18 protein-coding genes and 3 pseudogenes are annotated in these 23,393 nt (G+C 70.4%); 11 read left to right on the forward strand and 10 right to left on the reverse strand.

The genetic code is table 11. From position 1 onward, the window contains the following. Window positions 1–196: 196 nt before the first annotated feature. On the forward strand, window positions 197–2,530 hold the full coding sequence (locus C3486_RS26200; protein WP_258053001.1) for a hypothetical protein: 2,334 nt from the start codon (window positions 197–199) through the stop codon (window positions 2,528–2,530). Here C3486_RS26200 and C3486_RS26205 read toward each other — a convergent pair. The 6 genes from C3486_RS26205 to C3486_RS26230 all read right to left on the reverse strand — a co-directional run bounded on the left by C3486_RS26205 (window position 2,500) and on the right by C3486_RS26230 (window position 8,896). After that, entirely contained in the window at window positions 2,500–4,944 is a 2,445-nt protein-coding gene (locus tag C3486_RS26205; protein ID WP_103835226.1) for a right-handed parallel beta-helix repeat-containing protein, read from the reverse strand. The two genes, C3486_RS26200 and C3486_RS26205, sit on opposite strands and share 31 nt — an antisense overlap. Window positions 4,945–5,119: 175 nt before the next feature. Beyond that, on the reverse strand, window positions 5,120–5,713 hold the full coding sequence (locus tag C3486_RS26210) for a hypothetical protein (RefSeq protein ID WP_103835227.1): 594 nt from the start codon (window positions 5,711–5,713) through the stop codon (window positions 5,120–5,122). A 338-nt stretch (window positions 5,714–6,051) separates the two neighbouring features. Then, window positions 6,052–6,492, reverse strand: coding sequence for an ATP-binding protein (locus C3486_RS26215; protein ID WP_258052999.1), 441 nt, complete (start codon window positions 6,490–6,492; stop codon window positions 6,052–6,054). Then, window positions 6,486–7,376, reverse strand: coding sequence for an MEDS domain-containing protein (locus tag C3486_RS26220; RefSeq protein ID WP_103835228.1), 891 nt, complete (start codon window positions 7,374–7,376; stop codon window positions 6,486–6,488). The genes C3486_RS26215 and C3486_RS26220 overlap by 7 nt, the downstream gene beginning before the upstream one ends. Window positions 7,377–7,570: 194 nt before the next feature. Beyond that, on the reverse strand, window positions 7,571–8,395 hold the full coding sequence (locus tag C3486_RS26225; protein WP_103835229.1) for an MOSC domain-containing protein: 825 nt from the start codon (window positions 8,393–8,395) through the stop codon (window positions 7,571–7,573). A 66-nt stretch (window positions 8,396–8,461) separates the two neighbouring features. Then, window positions 8,462–8,896, reverse strand: a complete 435-nt coding sequence (locus tag C3486_RS26230) for a DUF6643 family protein (RefSeq protein ID WP_103835230.1) — start codon at window positions 8,894–8,896, stop codon at window positions 8,462–8,464. Between the two features lie 259 nt (window positions 8,897–9,155). Here C3486_RS26230 and C3486_RS26235 point away from each other — a divergent pair, with 259 nt between their 5' ends. Then, window positions 9,156–10,514 (forward strand): TerD family protein, encoded by a 1,359-nt coding sequence (locus C3486_RS26235; protein WP_374936921.1) that lies wholly within the window; start codon window positions 9,156–9,158, stop codon window positions 10,512–10,514. Between the two features lie 37 nt (window positions 10,515–10,551). Here C3486_RS26235 and C3486_RS26240 read toward each other — a convergent pair whose 3' ends face one another. Then, a complete protein-coding gene (locus C3486_RS26240) occupies window positions 10,552–11,811 on the reverse strand; it encodes a glycosyltransferase (RefSeq protein ID WP_103835231.1) in 1,260 nt (419 codons plus the stop codon). Window positions 11,812–11,906: 95 nt separating this feature from the next. Here C3486_RS26240 and C3486_RS26245 point away from each other — a divergent pair, with 95 nt between their 5' ends. The 3 genes from C3486_RS26245 to C3486_RS26255 all read left to right on the forward strand — a co-directional run bounded on the left by C3486_RS26245 (window position 11,907) and on the right by C3486_RS26255 (window position 14,125). Continuing rightward, window positions 11,907–12,746, forward strand: coding sequence for a glutamate racemase (locus C3486_RS26245; RefSeq protein WP_181138699.1), 840 nt, complete (start codon window positions 11,907–11,909; stop codon window positions 12,744–12,746). Window positions 12,747–12,946: 200 nt separating this feature from the next. After that, window positions 12,947–13,537, forward strand: a complete 591-nt coding sequence (locus C3486_RS26250) for a hypothetical protein (RefSeq protein ID WP_103835232.1) — start codon at window positions 12,947–12,949, stop codon at window positions 13,535–13,537. Between the two features lie 108 nt (window positions 13,538–13,645). Then, window positions 13,646–14,125, forward strand: a complete 480-nt coding sequence (locus C3486_RS26255) for an NUDIX domain-containing protein (RefSeq protein ID WP_103835233.1) — start codon at window positions 13,646–13,648, stop codon at window positions 14,123–14,125. Window positions 14,126–14,204: 79 nt separating this feature from the next. On the opposite strand, the gene C3486_RS26260 is transcribed toward C3486_RS26255, so the two are convergent. Then, window positions 14,205–15,461 (reverse strand): site-specific integrase, encoded by a 1,257-nt coding sequence (locus tag C3486_RS26260; protein WP_146075063.1) that lies wholly within the window; start codon window positions 15,459–15,461, stop codon window positions 14,205–14,207. Between the two features lie 941 nt (window positions 15,462–16,402). On the opposite strand from C3486_RS26260, the gene C3486_RS26265 reads away from it, so the two are divergent. The 3 genes from C3486_RS26265 to C3486_RS26275 are packed head-to-tail and all read left to right on the forward strand — an operon-like array spanning window position 16,403 to window position 19,990. Beyond that, a complete protein-coding gene (locus tag C3486_RS26265) occupies window positions 16,403–17,500 on the forward strand; it encodes a dsDNA nuclease domain-containing protein (RefSeq protein ID WP_181138700.1) in 1,098 nt (365 codons plus the stop codon). Beyond that, window positions 17,490–18,074: a hypothetical protein gene (locus C3486_RS26270; RefSeq protein WP_103835236.1), complete on the forward strand. Its 585-nt coding sequence runs from the start codon at window positions 17,490–17,492 to the stop codon at window positions 18,072–18,074. The genes C3486_RS26265 and C3486_RS26270 overlap by 11 nt, the downstream gene beginning before the upstream one ends. Further along, window positions 18,071–19,990, forward strand: a complete 1,920-nt coding sequence (locus C3486_RS26275) for a hypothetical protein (RefSeq protein WP_103835237.1) — start codon at window positions 18,071–18,073, stop codon at window positions 19,988–19,990. Before C3486_RS26270 ends, C3486_RS26275 begins: the two co-directional genes overlap by 4 nt. A gap of 43 nt (window positions 19,991–20,033) precedes the next feature. Here C3486_RS26275 and C3486_RS26280 read toward each other — a convergent pair. Continuing rightward, window positions 20,034–20,540, reverse strand: a pseudogene (locus C3486_RS26280) (GNAT family N-acetyltransferase); the annotation flags it as partial. A 114-nt stretch (window positions 20,541–20,654) separates the two neighbouring features. Between C3486_RS26280 and C3486_RS26285 the strand changes: the two are divergent. Further along, window positions 20,655–21,197, forward strand: coding sequence for a GNAT family N-acetyltransferase (locus C3486_RS26285; RefSeq protein ID WP_103835238.1), 543 nt, complete (start codon window positions 20,655–20,657; stop codon window positions 21,195–21,197). On the opposite strand, the pseudogene C3486_RS26290 reads toward C3486_RS26285, so the two are convergent. Next, window positions 21,181–22,059, reverse strand: a pseudogene (locus tag C3486_RS26290) (IS5 family transposase). The gene C3486_RS26285 and the pseudogene C3486_RS26290 sit on opposite strands and share 17 nt — an antisense overlap. A 310-nt stretch (window positions 22,060–22,369) precedes the next feature. Here C3486_RS26290 and C3486_RS37465 point away from each other — a divergent pair. Next, window positions 22,370–22,777: a CU044_2847 family protein gene (locus C3486_RS37465; RefSeq protein WP_181138701.1), complete on the forward strand. Its 408-nt coding sequence runs from the start codon at window positions 22,370–22,372 to the stop codon at window positions 22,775–22,777. Then, window positions 22,728–23,363 (forward strand): annotated as a pseudogene (locus C3486_RS38820) (trypsin-like peptidase domain-containing protein); the annotation flags it as partial. The gene C3486_RS37465 and the pseudogene C3486_RS38820, both read left to right, overlap by 50 nt. Between the last annotated feature and the right edge of the window lie 30 nt (window positions 23,364–23,393).

Consider the following 23,393-nt stretch of genomic DNA (forward strand, 5'->3'; position numbering starts at 1 on the left):
GGGCGGGCAAGAAAGAATCCGGGACGCACATCGACGTACGGACAACGGGGGAACCACCGTGGACAGCACGCACCGGTCCGCACCCGCGGCCACGACCGACCCGGAGGGCGACGCGGAGGCCGGCGCCGCGCACAGACCACCCGGGACCGCCCTCGAACTGCTGGTGCACGGCGTCGGCGGCACCACGCCCGCCGAGATGCTGGACGACCCCCGGGTCGTACGGGTCACCGGCGACGACACGGCCGCCATCTACCGCCGCACCACGGACGCGGAGGCCGAGGAGCACCCCGCGGACCCGCGCGAGGGCCGTCCCGAGGAGCCGATCCCCGAGGCGTACGTCTGGTGCAACCTCACCTCCGGCAACGGCAGTCGCGCCCTGTGGCTGATCCTGCTGCCCTTCATGGTCGCCAACCTCGCGCACTGGATGCGCCCCGCCGCTCCGCGCGGCCACCCCGCCCAGCGGCTCTACGACGTCCTCGTACGGATCCTCGCGCTCACCCTCACCGTGCTGCTCGCCGCCGCGGCCTGCGAGGTGGCCCTGGACCTGATCGCCTGGCAGTGCGCGGGCAGCGCCGCCTGCTCCGCCGACCGCTCCTGGCTCGGCTTCCTCACCACCGCGCACCACGGCTGGTGGAGCCTGCCGGGCCGCCGCCTCGTGGTCGCCGCCGTCCTCCCGCTGCTCCTCGTGGGCCTGCTCTGGTGGCTCTCGCACCGCACATGGAGCGCGTACGAGTCCGCCTCGCCGCCGCCCCGGCGGCCCGCCACCTCGCGCGACACGCCGCCCTCGGAGCGCCCCGCGCTCTGCCTGGACGGCTTCTGGTACGGCCGCCGGGTCGTCGCCCGGCTCCGCTCGGCGCACGCCACGGCGGGCCTGCTCACCATCGCCACCGCGCTGCTGCTGACCGCGCACGACGCCGACGTCCGGCCCGGCGCCGACCCGGTGCTGCGCTGGACCGGGTACGCCCTGGCCGCGCTGGTCGCCGTCCTCGCGGTGCTCAGCGCCGCCATCGTCTGCCGTACCGCGCGCAGCGAGGCGGAGCCCGACGTGGAGACCGACCGGCCCCTCGTCCGCTGGCTGCCGTACGCGGCGCTCGGCGTCCTGGGCCTGACCGCCCTGCACACCGCCTGGTGGCGGCCCGGCTGGACCTCCTCGGGGCACCTGCCGGGCGCCGAGGCGTTCGCCGTCATCGCCGTCCTCCAGGGGGCGCTGGTCGTCGGCCTGCTGCTGACCGCCGCCGTGCTCCAGCGGGCCGCGCGCGGCACGGAGCGCACCGCGCTGGCGGGCCTGGCGGGCGGCTCGGTCGCGCTGCTGGCCTGCGCGCTGGGCGGGGTGTTCACCGGGGGAGCGGCGCAGCGCACCGCCGACTGGCTGGACCGCGGCGCCACCCCGGGGGACCCGCACGACTCGATGGCGGGCCCGCCCGTGCTGCTCTCGTGGCAGGCCTCGGTCATCCCGCTGCTGCTGGTCGTCGTCCTCGTGCTGGTCGCCATCGCCGCCTTCCAGGTGCTCGCCGTCCGCCGCAAGGTCCTCCCGGACATCCCGGGCCTGTACGAGGGCGAGGAGAAGCCCGACGCGCAGCGCGCCCGCAGGATCGCGGGCACGATCGCCCGTGCGGGGCTCACCGACCGGGCGCCGGTGCTGATCGGCGTGATCACCGCGGTCACCTTCGTGCTCGGCACGGGAGCGGTGCTCGGCGCCTGGCTCACGGGGCTGCCACCGGGCCGCGCCCTGGACGACGCGCCGGCGTTCGTGGACGCCGTCGCCGAGACGGCACAGGCGCTCGGCTCCTGGCTGATGGGCGCGGGCGTCGTCCTGATGCTCGCCATGGGCCGCCGCGCCTACAAGGACGCGTCGGCCCGCCGCACCATCGGCATCCTCTGGGACGTCGGCACCTTCTGGCCGCGCGCGGCGCACCCGTTCGCGCCCCCGTGCTACGCCGAGCGGGCCGTACCGGACCTGACCTGGCGGATGGCCACGTGGACCGAGACCTACGACGGGCGCCTGGTCCTCTCCGGGCACTCGCAGGGCAGCGTCCTCGCGGCCGCCGCCGTCTGGCAGCTGGACCCGGTGACGCGCAGCCGGGTCGCGCTGCTCACCTACGGGTCGCCGCTGGAGCGGCTCTACGGGCGCTGGTTCCCCGCCTTCTTCGGGCCCTCCGCGCTCACCGGGCTGCACCGGGAGATGGACGCCTGGCGCAACCTGTGGCGCTTCACCGACCCCATCGGCGGCCCGGTCCGCCTCACCTGTGAGGACGGCGCCGCGATCGACCGCGGCCCGCTCCGCGACCCGCTCGTCTTCGGGCGCACGCTCCGGTACCCGCTGCCGGCCCAGATCCTCGGCCACGGCGACTACCAGGCCGATCCGGAGTTCGGCGTGGCCCGCGCGGAACTCCTCGCCCACCTGGCCCCCGGAGTGCCGCAGCAGCCGAGGGGGCCGGAAGCCGAGCGCAGTCCGGGGGAGCCGCACGCCGCGCCTCGGGGCAGCGCGGGCGCGGCGCCTCAGGGCAGTGCCGGGAGATCCTCGGCGTAGAGGTGCGTGAGGTCGTCGGTGCTCGGGTCGGGGAGCTGCGCCACCCGGCCCGCGTGCCGCTCGACCATCGCCTCGAACGTCTGCCGGGCGGTGCGCCCGTTGCCGAACGACGGGCCCTTCGGGAGCGCGGTGAAGTACTTCAGCAGCGCCTCGGAGGTGCCGTCGGCGAGGTGGTACTCCTGCTCCTCGGCCTGCTGTCCGACGATCCGCAGCAGCTCCTCGGGGTCGTAGTCGCCGAACCTGATGGTCCGCGAGAAGCGCGACGCGACGCCGGGGTTGACCGCGAGGAAGCGCTCCATCTCGGCGGTGTAGCCCGCCACGATGACCACCACCGCGTCCCGGTGGTCCTCCATCAGCTTCACCAGGGTGTCGATGGCCTCGCGCCCGAAGTCCCGCCCGGAGTCCTCCGGGGACAGCGCGTACGCCTCGTCGATGAAGAGCACCCCGCCGCGCGCCCGGTCGAACGCCTCCTGGGTACGGATGGCCGTCGAGCCGATGTGCTCGCCCACCAGGTCCACCCGGGAGACCTCCACGAGGTGGCCGCGCTCCAGCACCCCGAGGGACGCCAGGATCTCGCCGTACAGCCGGGCGACGGTGGTCTTGCCCGTACCGGGGGAGCCGGTGAAGACCAGATGGCGGCGGACCGAAGCGGCCTTCAGGCCCGCCTCCTGCCGGCGCCGCCCCACCTCGATCATGTTGATCAGGCTGCGCACCTCGCGCTTGACGCTGTCCAGGCCGACCAGCGTGTCCAGCTCGCCGAGGACGACGTCGGAGGGGCGGGTGTCCGGGACCGGTTCGGCGGCCGCTGCGGGCGGCGCCGCCGGCGCCGGGGGGACGCCTCCCAGCAGGCCCGCCGTGCCCGCCGGCTGGGCCGCCGGCACGGTCGCCGGGGGCGTCGTCGGCGGGGGCGGGACGGCCGGTGCCGCGGCGCCCGCCGGCTGGGTCATCCGGCTCTCGTCGCTGGTGCAGTCCACCGCCGACGGCCCGTCCTCGGCGAACTCGTACCCGCCGCGCGCGCACCGCTCCGTACGGCACCGCGTCAGCGTCGTGCGGCAGCCGTCGATCACGTGGAAGCCGTACCCGGAGCTGCCCGTCACGCGGCAGTTGTGGAACGTGCCGCGGCCCTCGGCGGACACGTAGAAGCCCGCCTCGGCCGGCGTGCTGACCGTGCACCGCTCGACGGTCGGGTCGGCGCCCTTGGTGACGATCACGCCGGTCTGGGTGTCCTCGAACGTGCACCCCGAGAGGGTGCCGCCGCTGCCGTGGTCCCGGAACCACGCGCCGGTCGCGGCCTCCCGGATGCGGCAGTCGTCCAGCTGCACGAGGGCGCCGTCGCTGACCGATACGGCGGTGTTCCGCACCTGCGCCAGATCGGAATCGACCACATCGGCGCGTGAGCCGCGGTCCAGTACGAAGAGCGCGTCCGGCACGTCGTGCACCCGCGTCGAGTCCAGTACGGCCGTCGCGCCGTCGCTGACCCACACCGCCGGGTAGTCGCCCGTACTGTCGTGGATCTCGCACTGGTTGGCGTCCACCCGGGTGCCCGGGTCCCATACGGAGAGGCCGTTGCGCCCGAAGTGCCGCACCCGGCTGCGGGTCAGCGTCAGGACCGAACGTGACCGCAGGTCCAGCGCGTTCTCGGGTATGTCGTGGATGTCGCAGTCGGCGACCGTGAGCACCGCGTCCGTGTCCAGCGTGACGCCGTCCGCCGAGGTCCGGTGCACCGTGCAGTCGGTGAGGTGCCCGGTCGCGCGCGAGGCGATCTGCACGCCCGCGCCCTTGATCTCGTACAGCTCGCAGCCGATCGCCTCGACCGCGCTGCCCTCGCCGTTCACCGACAGTCCGGCACCGCTCGCGTGGTGCACCCGGCAGCGCTCGAGCCGCGGGTGCGCCCCGCCGCGCACCGCTACGCCCGCCTGCCCGGCCGCCAGCACCTCGCACTCCTCGAAGACACCGCCCGCGGCATCCAGGACGCTGATGCCCACGCCGCCCGGATTGTCCACCGTGCAGCGCCGTACCGTGGGCCGGGCGCCGCCGCGCACCTCGATGCCGGCCGCCGACCGCGTCACCACGCGCAGGCCGGCCAGCTCCGGCGCGCCGTCCTCCACCAGCAGCGCGGGCGCGGCCGAGTCCTGCGCCTCCACGTGCAGGTCCTGCACGGTCGCCGAGGCCCGTACGGTCAGCGCCACGCCGTCCGCCGGGGCGATCCGCACCGAGCCGCGCGCTCCGTCGGGCCCGCGCAGCGTCACCGCGCGGCGCAGCACGAGGTTCTCCCGGTACGTGCCGGCGGCGATGGTCAGTACGTCGCCGTCCCCGGCGGCTTCGAGGGCGGCGGCCAGGGAGCTGTACTCCCCTGTACGACGCCGCCAGCGCGACGTCCCGGAGTGCGTGACCTGGACCGAGCCCTGTGCCATGGCGATGTCGTGCCCCCACCTCGTGCGGCGTGCTTCCGGCCCGCGGTGGTACGCACGAAAATGTCCGCGTACGGGCTGCGCAGGCCCCAGCCGAGCGGCTGGCTGCACCACCGTAGCGCGCTCCGGGCAAGGCAGTTGACGTGGTCGGCGGCTCGTGCGCGAGGGCGCGGGAAGGTCAGCTGCCGGCGCCGGCCCGCCCCCAGTCCTGGCCCGCGCGCTCCCACGCCTCGTCCCAGGCGCGGTACCGGCGGCGCATCAGCTGCCACAGCACCAGCCGACGGCCGCCCTCGACCACGGCGCCGACGAGGGCACCCGTGCCCAGTCCGGCGAGCACCGCGTGGGAACTCGCGGTGGAGGTGTCCATCGGGCGGGGCGTGATGCGGCCCCGGTCATCGGTCCAGATGCGGAAGCGGTCACCGGGCTCCACGGGGCGCGGCGCCGCCACCGGCCCGATGTGCCGGCTGCCGTCCACGCCGCGCCAATTGGCCAGCACCCTGCGGTGCGCGTCGCGGCGGGTGGCCGTCTCGGGGTCGGGATCCACGGGGGGATGCGGCAGCAGCCGGTCCACCTGCGCCCACACCAGGTGCCGTTCGGCCAGCTGGGACCGCACGGCCTCCTGGAGCACGCCGTCGGCGGTCCGGGCCGTGGCCCAGCCGGCCGCCGCTCCGCCGAGGACGATCAGCAGGGCGGCGGCGAGCGCCAGCCACGCCTCGGCGAGATCGGTGCCACGCCGCAGCGGATTGCGCCGCCAGCGCCAGAGTCCACTCATCGCTCGCACGGTCCGGCACCCCCCTTCCGTGTGCCTAACTACCTCATTCCGTGCCCCACATGCACGCTTTTCACCAAGTGGAGAGCAGAATCACCGGACATGACCCTGCTCGGCGGCGGCCGTCGCGACATGGTGCGGGAGGCGGGTGCTCCGGGGCGCGAGGCGCCCGGCGCCCCACCGGTACGGACCGCCACTCTATCGCTGCCGGGTGTGACGGCCGTGCGACGGGAGGCCGCGAGAGGGCCGTGAGAGGGCCCGGAGAGCGGGCGGGGCTGTGCGGGGTGCGGGAAGTGGCGCGAGGACGCTGAGCGGCCATCCAGGGCCCTTGTCGCGGGCGTTCAGGACAGTCGTATCGCCAGCGTGACCACCGCGCCGCCCACCGGACCGCGGTCGATCGTCAGCCGGTCGGCGACCAGCCGGGCCATCCACAGCCCGCGCCCCGTGGGCGCACCGTCCAGCCCCGGCAGCAGCTCGGGGATGACGGAGTCCGTGAAACCGGGGCCGGAGTCGGTGACCAGGCACTCCAACTCGTCCTGGACCCGGCGCAGGACGAGCCGGCCGCTGCCGCCCGCGTGCTCCACGGCGTTGCCCGCCACCTCGTCCACCGCCAGCACGAATTCGCCGCGCCGCGGCTCGGCCAGCCCCTCACGGGCCGCGCACTCCTCGACGAGCAGCCGCACCTGCGGGAGCAGCCGGGCGGTGAAGCGGCGCTGCAGCAGATATCTGGCACCCGGCTCGTCGGTGGTGCCCTGGGGGCGAGCGGACTCGGGGATCAGCACGGGCGTGCCACCTCCGACAGCGTCAGCCGCGGAATCGATGAGGCCCCCAGCCGTTGCAGGAGGCGGAGCTGCACCGGGCCGCACCGCACGTCGACCCGGTCGTGGCCGTCTGCGTCCTGGACCATCGAGAGGAGCACGGTGGCGCAGCCGACCGACAGGAAGTGCAGCCGGTACAGGTCGAGGACGAGCCGGCCCGTGGCCGCGCTCTGTGCCAGGGCCAGCTCCAGGGTGGTGCGGAGCAGCCGCTTCGTCGCCGTGTCCGCCTCGCCCACGAAGCACAGCGCGCCGTCCGGTGCCCGCTCGGCGCGCAGTGCGCCGAGCCGCTCCAGGAGGTTGCGGGGGTGCGCGTCCGCCATGGCGGTGAGCACCTCGGGGGCGAACCAGCGCCGGTCGTACGCGCAGATCTCGCTGTACGGGCGGTCCCGGAACAGGTCGTGGGCGTTCGACTCGCGGTGCATCATCGTGTGCACGTCCGCGCCGAGGTCCGGCACCCAGTGCATGTCGATGAACGTCCGCAGGCCCGTGAACCCCTCCGCGACGGCCCGCGCGGTCTCCTCGCGCAGCCGGCTCCACTGCCGGTCGGCCGTGAAGGCGGGGTCGGGGCTGATGAGCCGGCGCATGCTGCTGAGCACCAGCCGGCCCTCCGCGCGGGCCGTGGCCGTGGTGCGGTGGGGGAAGTCCAGCCGGGCCAGGACCTCTTCCTCGCTGACGGCGGGGTGCGGGAAGACGATGACCCGCTCGCCGCGGGCCAGGCCGAGCCGGGTGAAGGCGGTCAGGGTCTCCCAGCGGACCTCGTCGTTGTCGTAGCTGACGAAAGCGTGGTCGCCGGGCCGCATGTGGTGCACCGGGATCAGGCGCGCGTCCGACGCGTCCCCGGCGGGCATCCGCACGTGAATCCCCCTGTCGCAATACAGTGCGCTCACCATAGGCAGCGCGGGCCGGGCCCCGCAACGCGGCCGGGAGGGGAAGCGCGAGGTGCACGGCGGTACGCGTAACCGTGCCGCGCCGCGCCTCGGGACGCGGGCGCGGCGGGGCGCGGAAACAGGGCGTCGCGGCAGCACGGGCACGCCTGCTGACGTCAGCTCAGGACCTCGAAGTCGTCACCGGTCCTGAGGGTGCCGCGCGTCTCCGGTATGAGGTTCTGCCCGAACACCAGGTCGTCGCCGAAGCGGCGGTGGCGGGCGAGGGTGCGCAGCGGCTCCTTGCCGCGCTCGGCGGTGCGCTGGTCGGTGGTGGTCACCACGCAGCGGTCGGAGGGCTTGGCGACGCGGAAGGTCACCTCGCCGATCCGCACCCGCCGCCAGTCGTCCTCGGCCCACGGAGCCGTGCCCTCGATGACCACGTTCGGCCGGAACCGGTCCATCGGCAGCGGGCCCTCGTCGGCGTGGTCGCCCTGGGCGATCAGGGAGTTGAGGGCGTCCAGCGAGGACGCGGTGGTGAGCAGTAGCGGGAAGCCGTCGGCGAAGCTGACCGTGTCGCCGGGCCGTGCGTACTCCTGGTGCACGGCGCGGCGGACGGCCGGGGCGTCCATGTGGACGAGCGTGACCTCGGTGCCCAGGTACGTGCCGAACCACTCGGCGGCTTCGGCGGAAGCGGGCACGGCGTCCACCTTGTCCCGCCAGACCTGCACCGGGACGGTCGCGCCGGGGTCGGGGACCTCCACGGACAGGTCCGCCATCCCCGGCGCGCTGAGCCTGATTCCCCCGTCAGGCCGTGCCTCCGCGACGGCGAGCGCCAGCCGCGGCCGGGACCGCTGCGTGACGAGCCGCCGCTCCTCGTCGACCAGCATCCAGCGCCGGTCGCCCGCCAGGCCCCACGGCTCCACCTCGGCGGAGTCGGGGGAGGTACCCGCGAGCGACTTCACCGGGTACAGCTGGAGGGCACGGAGGCATGAGTTCGGCATGTGCCCATCCTGCCAGCCGGCTCGGACAATTGGCCGGACGGCCGGACAGTTGTCCGAGTAGCGGGCTCAGTAGCCGCGCGGCGGCTGCGGACGGCCGTACGGGTCCTCGTACGGAGCGGGGCGCGGCGCGACCGGGGCCGCCGGGCGCATCGCTTCGTACCCCGTGCTCATCGGCCGCCGCGGCTGCTGATGCTGGCCCGGGTAGCCCTGCGGACCGGACTGCTGCGGGATGTAGGGCGTCGGCGCGGGCTGCATCGGGGCCTGCGCGGGGTACCCCTGCTGCGCGGGCGTGTGCGAGGGGCCCGAGGGGAGTGCGGGGAGCGCCGGCAGGGCCGGTGCCGAGTACGAGGACGACGAGCCGATGTCGTACGGCGGCTGGACCCTGATCGGGGCGATCTGGGGTGTGCCGCGCTCGGCGACGAGGCTGTCGTAGATCGGGGTGTCCGGGAAGGAGGGCGAAGCGTAGTAGCCGCCGCCGTAGGTAGAGCGGGGGGAGGTCATGCCTCTTAAGTTAAGCCCACGATGTGCTGGTTGGGGAGCCTGAAAAGAGGGTTGTTTTACGTGTCGGTAGTGGTGGCGGATCACTAATGCGGGTGAACCTGGGAAAATCGGTCGCCAACACCCGTTTGAAACGTGTAAAGGCCCACCCACCAACAGGTGAAATCTTGCCTTCCGCACGAGGTCCGGAGCGCGTCGGGCACCCCGTAGGTTGGGAGGTGGCGCGCCGCGAAGCGGGAGCGCGAATCCGAAGGAGGCGGCCATGTCGATGCCCAAGGGGGGCAACGCTCCGGTGGAGTCCGGTGCGGTACGGATCGAGGTCAGCTGGCGGACTGGTCCCGGCGTCCCGGACGTGGACGCCTCCGCGCTGCTCCTGAGCGGCGGCAAGGTGCGGCACGACGGCGACTTCGTGTTCTACAACCAGCCGGTGCACGCCTCCGGCGCCGTACGCCACGAGGGCAGGCGGACCGCGGACGGCACGGCGGCCGACACCCTCGCCGTCGACCTCGCGGCCGTGGAGCCGGCGGTCGAGCGCGTGGTGCTCGCGGCCTCGGCGGACGGCGGAACGTTCGGTCAGGTGCCGGAGCTGCGCGTACGGGTCCTCGACGCGGCGGGCGCCGTACCCGGAGGCACGGCGCACGCGGCCCCTGATGGCGCGGAGCTCGTGCGGTTCGACAGCCGGGACGCCACCGTGGAGACCGCCTTCGTGCTCGGCGAGCTCTACCGGCGGCAGGGCGGCTGGAAGTTCCGCGCGGTCGGCCAGGGCTACGACCGCGGCCTGGCCGGGCTGGCGACCGACTACGGGATCACCGTCGACGACCCGGGCCCGGCACCCGCCGCCGCGGCTTCCGGGGCGCCGGCGACCGTCCCGAGCGCGCCGGCGGCCGCCCCGGCGCGCGTGCTGACGCCGGGTCAACCGGATGCGTCAACTCCCGCGCCCCCGGCGCGCGCGACAACCGCGCCCGCCCCCGCCCCGGTACGCCTCTCGAAAGTCACCCTGACGAAGGAAGCCCCAGCCGTTTCGCTGACGAAGCAAGGGGGCACCTCGGGCGAACTCCGCGTGAACCTCAACTGGCAGACGCGCCCGGCGCCCCAGGGGGCGGGCTGGGGCCGCAAGCTGAGCCGGGCGCTCGCCGGCCCCGCGGCGCTCGACCTCGACCTGTGCGCGCTGTACGAACTCACCGACGGCAGCAAGGGCGTGGTCCAGGCGCTCGGCAACGCCTTCGGCTCGCTGCACGGCCCGCCGTACATCCACCTCGACGGCGACGACCGCACCGGCGCCGTTTCCACCGGCGAGAACCTCACGGTCAGCCTGGACCACCAGCACCTCATCAAGCGGATCCTGCTCTTCGTCACCATCTACGAAGGCGCGCGCAGCTTCGAAGGGCTGAACGCCACGGTGACGCTCACCCCGCAGCGCGGCGCGTCCGTCGACTTCTCCCTCGACGAGTGCACCGTCCCGTCCAACGTGTGCGCCCTGGCGCTGCTCCTCAACACCGGCAGCGAACTGGTCGTCCAGCGCGAGGCCCGCTACCTCGTGCCCGAACGGGGCGTCAGCCCGCAGCGCACGGTGGACCAGGCGTACGGGTGGGGAATGCGCTGGGCGCCGGGCCGGAAGTGAGCCCGGCAGCCGCGCGGGCCCGTACCCGGCCGTGCCGCTACGCGCCCTCGGACGCCTCTCCGGGCGCCGCCCCCGTGGGCGGCGCCCCGTACGTCCGCCCCTTCCAGGCGGCGCCGCGCCCCCTGTAGTGCTGCACGGCCGAGTCGACCGTCATCAGCAGGTACAGCAGCGCGGTGAACGGCAACAGGGGAGCCGTCCACGGCGGCAGCCCGTAGTAGCGCAGCATCGGCACATACGTGCCCGCCATCAGCGCCCACGCCGTGCCCCCGAGGACGGCGGCCGGCGCGGCACCGGCCACCAGGCCCGCGACCAGCGCGACCGGCGGCACCGGATAGACCAGCGCCAGCCCCAGCACCGTGCCCGCCAACAGCAGCGGACTGTGCAGCAGTTGCGCGTACGCGCTGCGCGCCACCATCCGCCACAGGTCGGCCAGGCGCGGATACGGACGCACGCTGTCCACGTGGTCGGCGAGACCCAGCCAGATCCGCCCCGAGCCCGGCCCCTGCCGGCCCCCGGAGCGCTTCACGGCGCGCGCCAGCGTCACGTCGTCGATCACCGCGTGCCGGATGCGGTCGGGAATGCCGGCCCGCTCGGCGGCGTCCCGGCGCAGCAGGACGCAGCCGCCGGCCGCCGCAGCGGTACGCGCGCCCGGCCGGTTCACCCAGCGGAACGGGTACAGCTGCCCGAAGAAGTACACGAACGCCGGAACGATCAGCCGCTCCCAGAAGTCCGCCACCCGCAGCCGCGCCATCTGCGACACCAGATCCAGGTCGGCCGCGCGCGCCGCGGACACGAGGGAGCGCAGGCTGTCCGGCCCGTGCGCGATGTCCGCGTCGGTCAGCAGCAGGTACTCCGCGTCCGTGTGCTCCCGGGCGAGCGCCATGCCGTGCCGTACGGCCCACAGCTTGCCCGTCCAGCCGGGAGCCGGTTCGCCGGGCGAGGTCACGGTCAGCGGCAGCCCGCCGTGCCCGGCGGCGAGGGCCCGGGCCAGCTCCCCGGTGCCGTCCGTGCTGCCGTCGTCGACGAGGAAGACCTCGGCGCGCCCCGGATACGCCTGCGCCAGCACCGACGGCAGGCTCGCCGGCAGCACCGCCGCCTCGTCCCGCGCGGGGATCACGACGGCCACGGAGGGCCAGTCGCCGGCCGCCCCGGGAAGGCCCTGTGCGGCCCCTGGACGGCCGTCCGGCGGCCGGCGGGCCGTCCCGGACGGCAGGCGTACGTCCGTCCGCCAGAAGAAACCCTGGCCCGCCAGCAGCCACACCCACGCCGCCAGCGACGCCCCAGCGATCCATGCCATCACAGCCACCCCGGCAGTCTGCCGCACGGCTGACCGGCGGCCGTGGAGGCGGCCCGGTGCGGCCCGCACAGGGCCCGGCTGAGTAAAGTGTCCGGGTGAAGATCGCGCTCATGGACTCCGGCACCGGCCTGCTCGCGGCCGCCGCGGCCGTGCGGCGGCTGCGGCCCGACGCCGCCCTCGTGCTCTCCTCCGACCCCGACGGCATGCCCTGGGGCCCACGGACCCCCGCCGACCTCACCGAGCGCGCGCTCGCGGTCGCCAGGCACGCCGCGGCGCACCGTCCGGACGCCCTGATCGTCGCCTGCAACACCGCCTCCGTCCACGCGCTGCCCACGCTCCGCGCCGAGCTGGAGCCGGACCTCCCGGTCATCGGCACCGTCCCCGCGATCAAGCCGGCAGCGGCCGCCGGCGGCCCGGTGGCCATCTGGGCCACGCCCGCCACCACCGGCAGCCCGTACCAGCGCGGCCTGATCCGCAGCTTCGCGGCGGACACGGAGGTGGCCGAGGTGCCGTGCCCCGGCCTCGCCGACGCCGTGGAGGCCGCCGACGAGGCGGCGATCTCCGCCGCGATCACCAGGGCGGCGGCCCTCACTCCACCGGACGTACGCTCCGTCGTCCTCGGCTGCACGCACTACGAGCTCGTCGCGGACCGCATCAGGGACGCGGTGCAGCGCCCCGAAGGGCCCGCGCTCACGCTGTACGGGTCGGCCGAGGCGGTCGCCGCCCAGGCGCTCCGCCGCATCGGTGCCGAACCGGCTCCGGCGGCCACCCCCAGCCGTGAGCTGACCGTCCTCCTCAGTGGCCGCGCGGGCACGCTCCCGGAGGCGGCGCTGGCCTACGAAGAGGGCAGGCTGCTCGCCGGTACGGCCACCGGCGCCCCTACGGGTGCCGCGGTCCCCGCGCCCGGAGAGCCGGCCGCGGAACCGGCGCACTGAGAGGCGCTGCGGGCAGCGGCCCTCCAAGAGGCGCCGCGCCGTAGCGGCCACCCGGACGTCACGTGTCCGGCGTATTACGGACGGGTCCGCTGAAGGACCGGCTCCGCCTCGTCGGCATCCGTACCACCCCGCGTCTCGTGCGTCACAGTGTGCCGCGTCGCCCGCTGCCGGGCGGGGGCGGGGCGCGTACGCTGCGAACCATGAGGGACCACCCCCAGGAGGGGGCAGCTGCCCCCCACGGCAACGGCGCGCAGGACTCGCCCTGCGCCTCCGTACCCGAGGTCTGGCACGGCCGGGCGACCAACCGCTTCCAGTGGCTGCTGGCCGCCGCCGGCGCCGCGTGCATGGCGCTGGGCATCGAACTGGCGGTCGACAACGCCTGGACGTCGGGCGCGACCCCGCTGGTCATGGCCGTCGTCGGCTGCGTCGCCGCCGGACTGCTCGTCCTCTTCGGCACGCTCGCCTTCGTCCACGTGGCCGTACGGGTCGACAAGGACTGTCTGGAGGTGCGCTGCGGCCACATCGGACTGCCGCGCCGGCGCATCCCCCTCACCCACGTGGTGGACGTCGACTTCGCGCCGCGCGTCACGCCCTGCCACTGGGGCGGCTGGGGCTACCGCTGGCGCCCCGAGCAGGGGACGGGCGTCATCGTGCGGCGCGGTGAGGCGGTGATCCTCAGGCTCGGCGACGGCCGTACCTTCACGGTCACCGTCGACGACGCGGAGGCCGCGGTCCGCTGCATCCGCTCCCGCCTCGGCCTCGAACCGAAGCCGGCCAGGGGCACCGCCTAGCGGGCCGCCACCGGGCCGTACCGGTCCGGGAGACCGGCCGCCGCGGAGCGTCCGTCACGCCTCCGAAGCATTTCGTTCCGCCCTGGCGGGCTCGCTAGGGTGCGGGGCATGGCGACACCCGACTTCATCCGCGAAATCCGTGCGACCGCCGGCCATCAGCTGCTCTGGATGCCGGGCGTGAGCGCGATCGTCCTCGACGACGAGGGGCGGGTGCTGCTGGGACGCCGCGCCGACAGCGGCCGCTGGTCGATCATCGGCGGCATCCCCGAGCCGGGCGAGCAGCCCGCCGTCTGCGCCGTCCGCGAGGTGCTGGAGGAGACCGCCGTCCACTGCGTCCCGGAGCGGCTCCTCCTGGTCGAGGCCTTGGAACCGGTGACCTACCCGAACGGCGACCGCTGCCAGTTCATGGACATCTGCTTCCTCTGCCATGCGGAGAGTAACGAGTGCCGCGTGAACGACGACGAGTCGCTCGAAGTCGGCTGGTTCGAGCTCGATGCTCTGCCCCAGCTGGAAGAGTTCGCTCTTCATCGAATCAAGCTGGCCACGGAGGATGCGCCGACTTGGTTCGAGGGCATGGGAGAGGCGTAAGGGCCGCCCGGCCGAGCTGGATGAGGGCTCTGTCGCATCAGTCACTCTCCGTGACGCTGGAGAGCTCTGACGGCAAAAGTCAGCACGAAGTCAGCACCAAGTCAGCACGGCACTCCTCCTCGGTCGCCGCCTCGGGGGCGGCATGGGGCCGGTACGTCGACTCCAGGATCTGCCGACAGCGCTCCCGCCCGTCCAGGGTGAGATGGCCGTAGACGGCCGCCGTCGTGTTGATCGTGCGGTGTCCCATCCAGTGTGAGACCTCGTGCAAAGCGGCGCCGTGGGAAAGCGTGACGGTAGCCCATTGGTGCCGTAGGTCGTGAGGCGTGTATTTCGGAAGGCCGAGTCGCTCGATCGCCCTGTCCCACGACTTACGGACCAAACCGCTGTGTGGGATACCGCCCCGCTCATTGAGGATCGGTAGCCGATCTTTGAAGTGCTCCAAGAATTCCGGGATTGGTATGTCTCGCCACTCGCCTTCCTGGCGATGCTTCAGTGCCGCGTAATTCGCTGCGTACTTACCCGACGCGTTTTTGACGCGAACCACTTGTCGCCGAGCTCGCAGAACACCACTCGAAACATCCTCAGGAAACACTCCAAGAGATTCGCCGATTCGAAGCCCGGCGCATGCCATGAGCCACACAGCCGGCTCCAGGCGTGGACCGATCTCCCGAGCCAGCGCCGCGATTTCATCAGGACCTGGAAGCGCTCGCTCATCCACCGGAAGAATCGGGTTGTCAAGCTTCTTCGCTTCCTTGACCGGGTTGCTCGGTATCCGCTTGTGCCGTACGGCGTGCGAGAACATTCCTGACAGAGGGATGCGCCGGGCTTCGACCGTGTTGAGTGCCGCACCGCCCCGACGCCAGAGCGCGTACAGCCCCTCCACATCCGAGGCTGTCACCTGGGCAATGGTCTTGCCGCCCAGATGCGGCACCACGTGCAGCCGCATGACACGCTCGTACGCTTCATAGGTCCCGGCCGCGCCGCTCATCTGCTCCAGCCACTCCGTGGCGTACCGGCGGACGGAGACCTTCCCCGCTGACGGGTCGATGTATGTGTTCTCACGCTTGTCGTTCTCCACCTTGGTGGCGAAATCGATGGCGTCCTTCTTACGCGCGAAGGCCTTCTGGCGTTGCCGCGCAGAGCGCCCTCCCGGTTCTCGGTACCGAACCACCCATCGCTTGCCAGAAGCCGTAGCTCCGCTGTCGCTGATCGTGGCCAAATTGCTCACCCATCTCTCGGAAGCGCCGCGCTGCGTCCGCAGCTTCGGCGAGTGGATGATGTTGTAATCCATAATCCCGGCCGCGCCAAATGTGCTCAGTGCGACGGGATCTGGCACCAGGGGAGGACGCTTAGGGGAATTACAGGTAACCTCTGATGCGGTTGGCTATGGTTGGCGCGTTCGCTTGGCGTGGGGCAGTGTGTTGGTGGTCATGTCGGGATTGAAGCCATTGGTATCTCGGGCAGTGGTCAGACTGGGGCCAGCTCAGGCTCGTGAGGCTGCCACAACGTCGTCCCGCTGACTCGCCCCAGAGAGAACTGTGAAAGTGCTTCCAACGGTCCTCATGCGTACGGCGCGTCCCGCCGGCCATGCCGCTCCCCACGGGAGTCGAACCTGGCATCGGGCCGAGGCGGTAGCTCACGTGGCGCGGTCATCTCGGGCTGCCCGACTTCTGTTCCGGTCAGTGCTGACGTGCAGGGGCTCAGACCAGCGTGAGCAGGGCGACCGGTTGCTTCTCGCGGGAACGACGTCAACGGCCGCGTGCGCACGCTGTCCGCGGCAGGCAACGCCTATGCCTTGATCTCCGTACCTCTGCTGGAGCATGGCCAGGTGCCGGTCGGCACGGTGGTCACTTGGTAGCTAGTCGACATACCGGTCCTCGCCTTGACGAGGCGCGGCTGAGACTTCCTCTTCGACCAACCGCGGCCGACCACGGCCGTACTGGACTACGGATGGAATTAACGGCGGCGTAGCGGACGGCGATGTGGAGCCGATCGTTGGTGCTGGGACGGCGTTTCGTGTAGGCGGACCCGCCCACGTGCCTGTGGCTGGCGTGGATCGTCTTGCCGCAGCGGGAGTGCGAAGCCCACCGAGCTGGCCCTCACAGGACGACCGGCGGGATCAGCTTGTTCTTGTGCGCCCCCAATGCACCGTTGCGATCCCTGTGTGGTTGGTGTCTACTCCATTTCTCAGAGCGTCCATTGGGGGGACTATGCGATTAAAGACCTGTGCCGTGGGGCTGGTGGTCGGCATTGGATGGTTGCGTAGCTGGAGCACCGGTGACGCTTGGGCCTGCTGATGGTGGCCGGCGGAGCCGGCGCGGTTTTCTGTACCAGGACGCGGTCACGCTCCTGGACTGCCTCGACATGCTGGACGGCCACTGGACGGAAGTCTCTTGGGAGGATCTGGAGGACGTCCTCTGCTATACGGCTGACGCGCCTTCTTACCGGCAGGTGAAGACAGTTGAGGGGGCGAAGCGTCACAGCATCGCAGATATCTGTAAGCCGGATCCAGCGAAGAAGACCGAGAACAGAACGGCGGCGACGAGCTACCTCGGCAAGCTGTTCGGCGGAAAGCCACTTCCTGAGGGAACGCGTTTCACGCTGATCGTGAATGAGACGCCCCAGCGCGATCTGTTCCAGTTTGTCTGTGAGCGCGGCGGCACGCGCGGGCCGATCAGCGCCGAGGACCGCGAGCGGATTGTGGAGAAGCTCGACGGTCTGAGCCTGCCCGACGGTCGTGACGTCGGATGGTGTGTCGACCGCCTGGATGTCCTTGTCACAGCACGCAGCTGCGATCAGGTCGAAGATGAAGCCCGTCGACGTCTGGTTCCGCTGATCACGACATACCTCGGCCAGGACCCTCTGGCGCAGGAAGTGGACAACGTCCTGCTGGGTCTCCACGGTTACATCGCGCGCCGGGCTACCGAACCAGAGCCTCGACGCCACACGGCCGACGAATTCCGGTGCATCCTTGGAAAGACCATTCTCCAGGTGACCGGTCAGCGCCCCGATGGTTCCACTGAGCCTCTGATGACACTTCAGGCGAAGCTCCGGCCAGCCGGCGTACCCAATGCGGAGGCCGAGCGCCAGCATCAGGCCATGCTGGCGTTCCGTCAGACCCAGCGCCGCAGTCTAGGCAGCGAGCGCCAGCGTCTCGCCGAGCTATCTGACAAGGTCTACGCCATCTGCCAGCTCACCTCAATGCAAAGGCGCGGCGGCCTGATCGAGGCAGGGGAACCCGCGTACAGGGCAACCATGCTTGCAGTCAGCCAGATGCGGGAAGTGGTCTCTGGCACGGTAGACCTCAGCCAAGCGCTGGCTGCGCTGAGCGACATCACCGCGCGCTGCCAGAACAGGTACGAAGATGCCTCATAAGATCGGCAGCAAGGTCGTGCCGCCCCTCCATAGAGCATGGGATCCCGACGACTCCATCGACTTCCATGGCTCGCGCCTGTTGCTGCTCATCTATCTGTGCGGTCAGAACCCTGGGTCGTACATCGAAGGACGTACGAAGTTCGCGAAGCTCGACTTCTTCCTGCGCTACCCCGGATTCCTAGAACGGGCCCACGCCACTCTGCTCCCGGGGAGGGATGGCCCGTCAGAGGTGTTCGTCGCACCGGATGCCTCCGAGATCGAGGCGCCGATGGTGCGCTACCGGTACGGCCCCTGGGATCACCGCTACCGTCAATTTCTGTCCTTTCTCACCGCGCGCGGTCTTGTGACCGTCACCGTTAGCCACAACCCGGAGCGGGTGAAGCTCACGTCCGCCGGCAAGACGACGGCGGCGCGGCTCACGGCGATGAAGCAGTTCCAACCCCTGGTCCAGCGATGTCGAGCCATGCAGGGCAACCTGGCGGACATGTCAGGTACCGACCTCAAGAATCTCATCTACGAGCTGTTTCCGGATGAAGTCGGCAACGTGACCTTCCACCAGGAGATCCGTCCATGAGCGAGCCCAGCACATCCGAGCGCGGCCTGCGGATCGCCCAAGTCAGGCTGGTACACCCAGGCGGCGAGTTCGACGAGTATGTATTCGAATCTGGCAAGCTCAACGTCCTCACTGGCGTGCCCAACAGCTCCAAAACCACGACGCTCCGAGTGATCGACTACTGCCTCGGCGACCGGGGTAGCCCTGCCGAGGCCCTCAAAGCGGCGGTCGCCGATGAACACGTCGAGGTCAGCACGGCCCTGAGAATCCACGGGCGGCCCTACACCCTCACGAGGTACCTCACGCAAGGGCGGCTGGGAAAGGTCAGCATCAACGGTTCGGAGATCGCAGCAGCTGAGTTCTCCGACTGGATCCTGGGCGAGCTGGGATGGCCCAACCTTCGCATTCCCAAGGGGCTTCACGCGACTGCGGCCAATGAACAGGTTTCTCTGTCCTTCCGCAACACCTTGCGTCATTTCTACCGGAACGAGGATTCCTGGACGAGCTTCGCGAACAAGGAGCATGAGTTCGTCCGGCGAGCGGTCGTCAGCCAGCTCCTAGGGTTCGCCCGGTCACGAACCGCCCAAGCTAACCGGGACTTCCAGCTCGCTCAGGCAAAGCGGCGCCGTGACGAGGCCGAGGCCGTGAGCAGAGAGGTCCGGGAGAGCACTCTCCAGGCCGTCACCGCGATCTCCGAGAACCTGGGCCTGCCCGTCGTCCACTCCATAGAGCAGGTCGCCTCAGCACGCCGCGAGCTGCAAAGTGAGCTCGAAGCCATCTACGACCATCGGCGCCGTCTGACAGCTGAGATCCAAAGCATCACTGGAGGAAGCGCGTCTGCCGGCGCACCCGCGGGCTACGACTCCTCATTGACTGCTGCCTATGGCGACGTCACCAGCCGACTCAGGCGCGCAACCGATGAGGTAGCAGGTCTGGAACACCTGCTCGAGGAACACCGCCGCTCGGCTCGCACCGTCACGGCTGAGGTAGGCCGGATGGAGCGCCTCATCACCTCCATTGAGGTCTTCGACGCCTTGCCAGTTCGCTTATGTCCTGCCTGCGAGCAGAGCGTCGATCCGCACCGTGATCACCATGAGGATGCCTGCTATCTGTGCTTCCAGACGGTGGACGATGACAAGCGCCAGCGCAGAGCGCAGGTCGAGATCAGATCCCTGAAGTCAGAACTGTCCGATCTGGACGACGTCATCGCACACACCGTGAGCGACCTTGAAGCCGCGCGAGGGCAGCAGCAGGCCCTGCATACCCAGCAAGCAGAACTGGCGCGGCAACTCAACCAGCAGCGCGCTGCGCAACTTGCCCCTTTCATGGCAACGCTGGAAGAACTCGCCGCGCGGATAGCCCAGCTGGAGCACAAGCTGACTGCCCTTCCCGCTGTAGAAGAAATCCTTCAGCGTCGCGACGAAGCGCACCACACTCTGCTCTCCGCTCAGCAGACCGTGGATCGGATCGAGAAACAGCAGCCGGTATCCGTAAGGCCCGTACTGCCCCCTATGGACCGGTGCTCCGCCTTCGCCGACCGCATGAACGACTTCCTCGCCCGTTACCGTGACACGCTGTGGGTGAATCGGGACGTATCGATCAGGGACACTGATCTCACCTTCTACGTCGGTTCCAGACCCTGGGACCAGGGCCTGGGGGCAGAGGCCACAGTCCTGTTCTTCCTGGCGTACAGCTATGCCACCTTGTTCCTCGAAAGAGACCTCGACCAGGAGTGTGCCTTCCCCGGGCTGCTCCTGCTGGACAACCCCTACCAGCAGGGCATCGCCCACGCCGTAGTGCGCCAAGCTCTCACAGAGCTGGCCGACGCCGCACGCGACACCGGAACCCAAGTCATCAGCACGCAAACGCTGAGGCCACCCAACAATCCTGAGATCATCCGCGAGATCGTGATGCCGAGGGCGTACGCCACCCCGTAGCCAAACAGCGGCATACCGCGGGCGCGCCACACGGCGGACCACTCTCTGTGCCGTACTCCTCGAACCGCTCCACCTCGGTGAGCCCCAGCTTCGCCGCGAGGAGCCTCGCGCGGTCGTTGGCGGTCTGGGTGCAGAGCACCACCGGTTCGCCGGGAAGCGCACCCGCGAACCAGTCGAGTGCCGCTGCACACGTCTCGGCGGCGTACCTGCATCCCCACGCCTCCGGCAGGAACATGTAGCCGAGCCCGGCCTACCCGGCATCCGGACGGACGTGACCCGGACGCTCTGCGTCGCGCCGTTCGACCATGATCATGCCGATCATCGCTCCGGCGAGAGCGATCACAAAAAAGCCAGTCGCCGCCCGGGCACTTCAGGCCCCGTGTGTTCAAGCTCATCACGCGGTCGAGAGCCACCGATGTAGGTGCTCACCTCTGTTGATGCGAACACCTCGATGAACGCCGCACGGTCTCGTGCCTCGGACTCGCGGAGCACGAGCCGTTCGGTCCTTTATCGGGGCAGGTGGCCAGGCGACGGGGCCCAGTTCAGTCACGGGCGGGCAACCTATCGCCCGCCCGTGAGTTATCCGAAAGAGGAGGAATGGAGCGTATATCGAAAGTGCCTGGTGAGGATGGCGGAGAGCCCATTTTGTGATCAGAATGCTTGGATGGTCACGCTTGAGACTCCTCGTTTGATCCTGCGTCGCTGGCGCGAGGAGGACGTGGCGCCCATGGCTGCCATCAACGCCGACCCCGAGGTCATGCGGTGGATCCGCGACGGCAGCGTCCGTGACGAGCAGCAGACCCGCGAGGGGATCCGGGCATGGGAGAGCGAGTGGGAGTCACATGGCTTCGGCCTGTTCGCCGTGGAGTTCCGTTCCACCGGTGAGCTGGCCGGGTTCACCGGCCTTTCGTTGCCCCACTACTTGCCGGAGGTGCTGCCGGCGGTTGAGGTCGGCTGGCGGCTGGGACGTTCCCACTGGGGGCGGGGCTTGGCCACCGAGGCGGCTGAGGCCGCCGTACGGTTCGGGTTCGAAGAGCGAGGGCTGGAGCGGATCGTCAGCATCACTCAGGTGGGCAACGACGCCTCTGAACGAATCATGACCAAACTGGGGATGCATCCGGTTCGTGAGACCGTCCATCCCACCGGCGGTCGGCGAGTCCGGGTCTTCGAGTTGTCGTCGGACCAGTACCTCACCGCCACTCGTTGATGGCGGCAACGAGGACGGCGGCCTCGTAGCGGACCGCGAGTTTGTCGTACCTGGTGGCCACGGCTCGATGTCTCTTGAGGCGATTGATGCCGCACTCGACCGCGTGCCGGACCTTGTAGTCCTCTGGGTCGAACTCCGGTGGCCGGCCACCGCTGGACCCCGCATTCTGCGGTCGCGGACCTGGTCGACCTTCTCCGGAATGGTGCAGCGGATTCCCCGGCGGCGCAGGTAGGCGCGGTTCTTCCGGCAGGCGTACGCCTTGTCAGCCCGCACGCGGTCGGGGCAGCCGCGCGGTCGCCCCGGCCCTGTGCGGGACACACCGACCTTCTCCCGCACCCGTTCGAACTGCGGCGAGTCTCCCCACTGCCCTGCCGTCACCACGATCGTCATGGCTTCTGACCCTGCCCGACAGCCAAGTGCAGCTTGGTGGTGAACCTGCCGCGCGAACGCCCCAGCCCGTGCTCTCCGGGTCGTCGAAGACACGGCCCGGTGATTCCCTTGGCTCCTTCTGCAGTTCACCCTGCTTGCGGGCCCCGTCCGCATGTTGATGCGCACGGCACACGGTGCTTTCGATGCTCAGGTCCCACACGATCCCGCCCTTCGCATCGGCCAGGGCCTGGAGCCGGGTGAGAACCTGGTGCCAGGTGCCGTCTCGCTGCCACCGGCGAAACAGGTCGTAGATCCGGCCCCACGGCCCGTACTCGACGGGCACATCCCGCCATGGCACCCCGGTGCGGACCCGGAACCGCATGCCGTCGATCAACTGCCGCCGAGACCACCGGCGGCCGCCCCACCTTCCTTCTCTTCGGCAAAAAGGGTCCAGCACCGCGCGCTGCTCATCCGTGAGATCTCCCCGTCCTATGAACCGAGATCATTCACAGCTCAAGATCCACTTTCGATACACGACCTATCACGGCACCGCAGAGATGCCGGCTGTCGCGAACTGGTGCAGATCGACCGTTGGGATGAAGGCTAGGACTACACGCCCACGACCTAGCCGACCGGGACCTGCGCCCACTTGGGATCTGACGCGAGCAACCCAGACGAGCTTCACACGCGCGGATCAGCCACCTAGCGGCTTCCCCAGCTGTGGTGGGGGAGAGGGACGTTAGGATGAATGGCGATTGAGGTTGGCGGGATTGTTCCAACGCGCAAGCACACGGGGTGGGTTCATGTCCGACTTTGTAGAGTTCAACTTCTCTGATGGCACTGGAGTGCTGATCGAGGTATGGCCCACGCAGTCCTCAGCTCCCCTCACCGATCCACAAGATCAGCTTCCTGGGAACAGCACGGTGGAACCGGTGGGCATAGGCGCACGAGTCGTGGAGCAGGCTGGCCAAGCTCTGAACGATGCATTCGCCCCGCTCGTACCGGTTCTGGGCAGCTTGCATGAACAAGTGCGACGGTTGCCCCGAACACCTGAGGAGGTAACGGTCCAATTCGGCGTCAAACTCACGGCTGGACTGAAACTGGCGATCATCAGTGGTGGCGAGGCCACCTTCAACGTGTCGGCCTCGTGGCGCCTCAGTGATGCCCGAGAGGGCCACGAAGGTGACGCTCCTGCATCCTCATCCGAGTAATCTCAGGCGCCGTACCGTGCATCCCCCTGACACGGATGATCCGCTGCACTCCGCTTTCGTCTCGGTCCTGAACACCGATGGCCGTGTAGTCGGTGGTGGCGTTCTGGTGCAGGCCGGAAACCCAGCCCAAGTGGTTGTGCTCACCTGCGCCCACGTGGTCAATTTGGCCTTAGGAAGAAGGCAGTTCGCCTTCACAGAACCTGACGCTGGGCACCGAGTAACCCTAGCCTTCCCTGCGGCTCCGGGTAGCAAGACAGAGGCGTACGTGACCGGTTGGTGGCCGGCAAGCTCTCTGCGAGACGCTAGCAGTCGACTCACCGGCTACGAACAGCGATGGCGCGGAGACATCGCGCTGCTCCGTGTTGCTGCCGACCTACCGGATTGCTCCGGCCCCGTCCCACTCGCTGCTCCAAGCCTTGGGCAGGAGTCATGGACGTGGTTCGGAAGCGGAGAACCCACGACGGTCGTGCGGACGAAGGTCACTGGCGTGGCCGACGACTGGCTCGTCCTGGGCGGTTCGGCGACAGGCCATGCTGTACAACCCGGTTACAGCGGAAGTCCCCTGTGGGACCGCGACCGACAAGCCGTCGTCGGCATAGTCGTCAGCGCCCATCAA

The sequence above is a fragment of the Streptomyces sp. Ru73 genome (assembly GCF_002920575.1).
Lineage (GTDB): Bacteria > Actinomycetota > Actinomycetes > Streptomycetales > Streptomycetaceae > Streptomyces.

What these genes read in the sequence shown, in the direction of transcription:
- C3486_RS26250 (WP_103835232.1), top strand. Translation starts at nt 12,947, where the DNA reads ATGAGGGACCACCCCCAGGAGGGGGCAGCTGCCCCCCACGGCAACGGC.
- C3486_RS26200 (WP_258053001.1), top strand. Translation starts at nt 197, where the DNA reads ATGCTGGACGACCCCCGGGTCGTACGGGTCACCGGCGACGACACGGCC.
- C3486_RS26240 (WP_103835231.1), bottom strand. Translation starts at nt 11,811, where the DNA reads ATGGCATGGATCGCTGGGGCGTCGCTGGCGGCGTGGGTGTGGCTGCTG.
- C3486_RS26205 (WP_103835226.1), bottom strand. Translation starts at nt 4,944, where the DNA reads ATGGCACAGGGCTCGGTCCAGGTCACGCACTCCGGGACGTCGCGCTGG.
- C3486_RS26235 (WP_374936921.1), top strand. Translation starts at nt 9,156, where the DNA reads ATGTCGATGCCCAAGGGGGGCAACGCTCCGGTGGAGTCCGGTGCGGTA.
- C3486_RS26220 (WP_103835228.1), bottom strand. Translation starts at nt 7,376, where the DNA reads ATGCCCGCCGGGGACGCGTCGGACGCGCGCCTGATCCCGGTGCACCAC.
- C3486_RS26210 (WP_103835227.1), bottom strand. Translation starts at nt 5,713, where the DNA reads ATGAGTGGACTCTGGCGCTGGCGGCGCAATCCGCTGCGGCGTGGCACC.
- C3486_RS26230 (WP_103835230.1), bottom strand. Translation starts at nt 8,896, where the DNA reads ATGACCTCCCCCCGCTCTACCTACGGCGGCGGCTACTACGCTTCGCCC.
- C3486_RS26225 (WP_103835229.1), bottom strand. Translation starts at nt 8,395, where the DNA reads ATGCCGAACTCATGCCTCCGTGCCCTCCAGCTGTACCCGGTGAAGTCG.
- C3486_RS26255 (WP_103835233.1), top strand. Translation starts at nt 13,646, where the DNA reads ATGGCGACACCCGACTTCATCCGCGAAATCCGTGCGACCGCCGGCCAT.
- C3486_RS37465 (WP_181138701.1), top strand. Translation starts at nt 22,370, where the DNA reads ATGTCCGACTTTGTAGAGTTCAACTTCTCTGATGGCACTGGAGTGCTG.
- C3486_RS26270 (WP_103835236.1), top strand. Translation starts at nt 17,490, where the DNA reads ATGCCTCATAAGATCGGCAGCAAGGTCGTGCCGCCCCTCCATAGAGCA.
- C3486_RS26275 (WP_103835237.1), top strand. Translation starts at nt 18,071, where the DNA reads ATGAGCGAGCCCAGCACATCCGAGCGCGGCCTGCGGATCGCCCAAGTC.
- C3486_RS26285 (WP_103835238.1), top strand. Translation starts at nt 20,655, where the DNA reads ATGGTCACGCTTGAGACTCCTCGTTTGATCCTGCGTCGCTGGCGCGAG.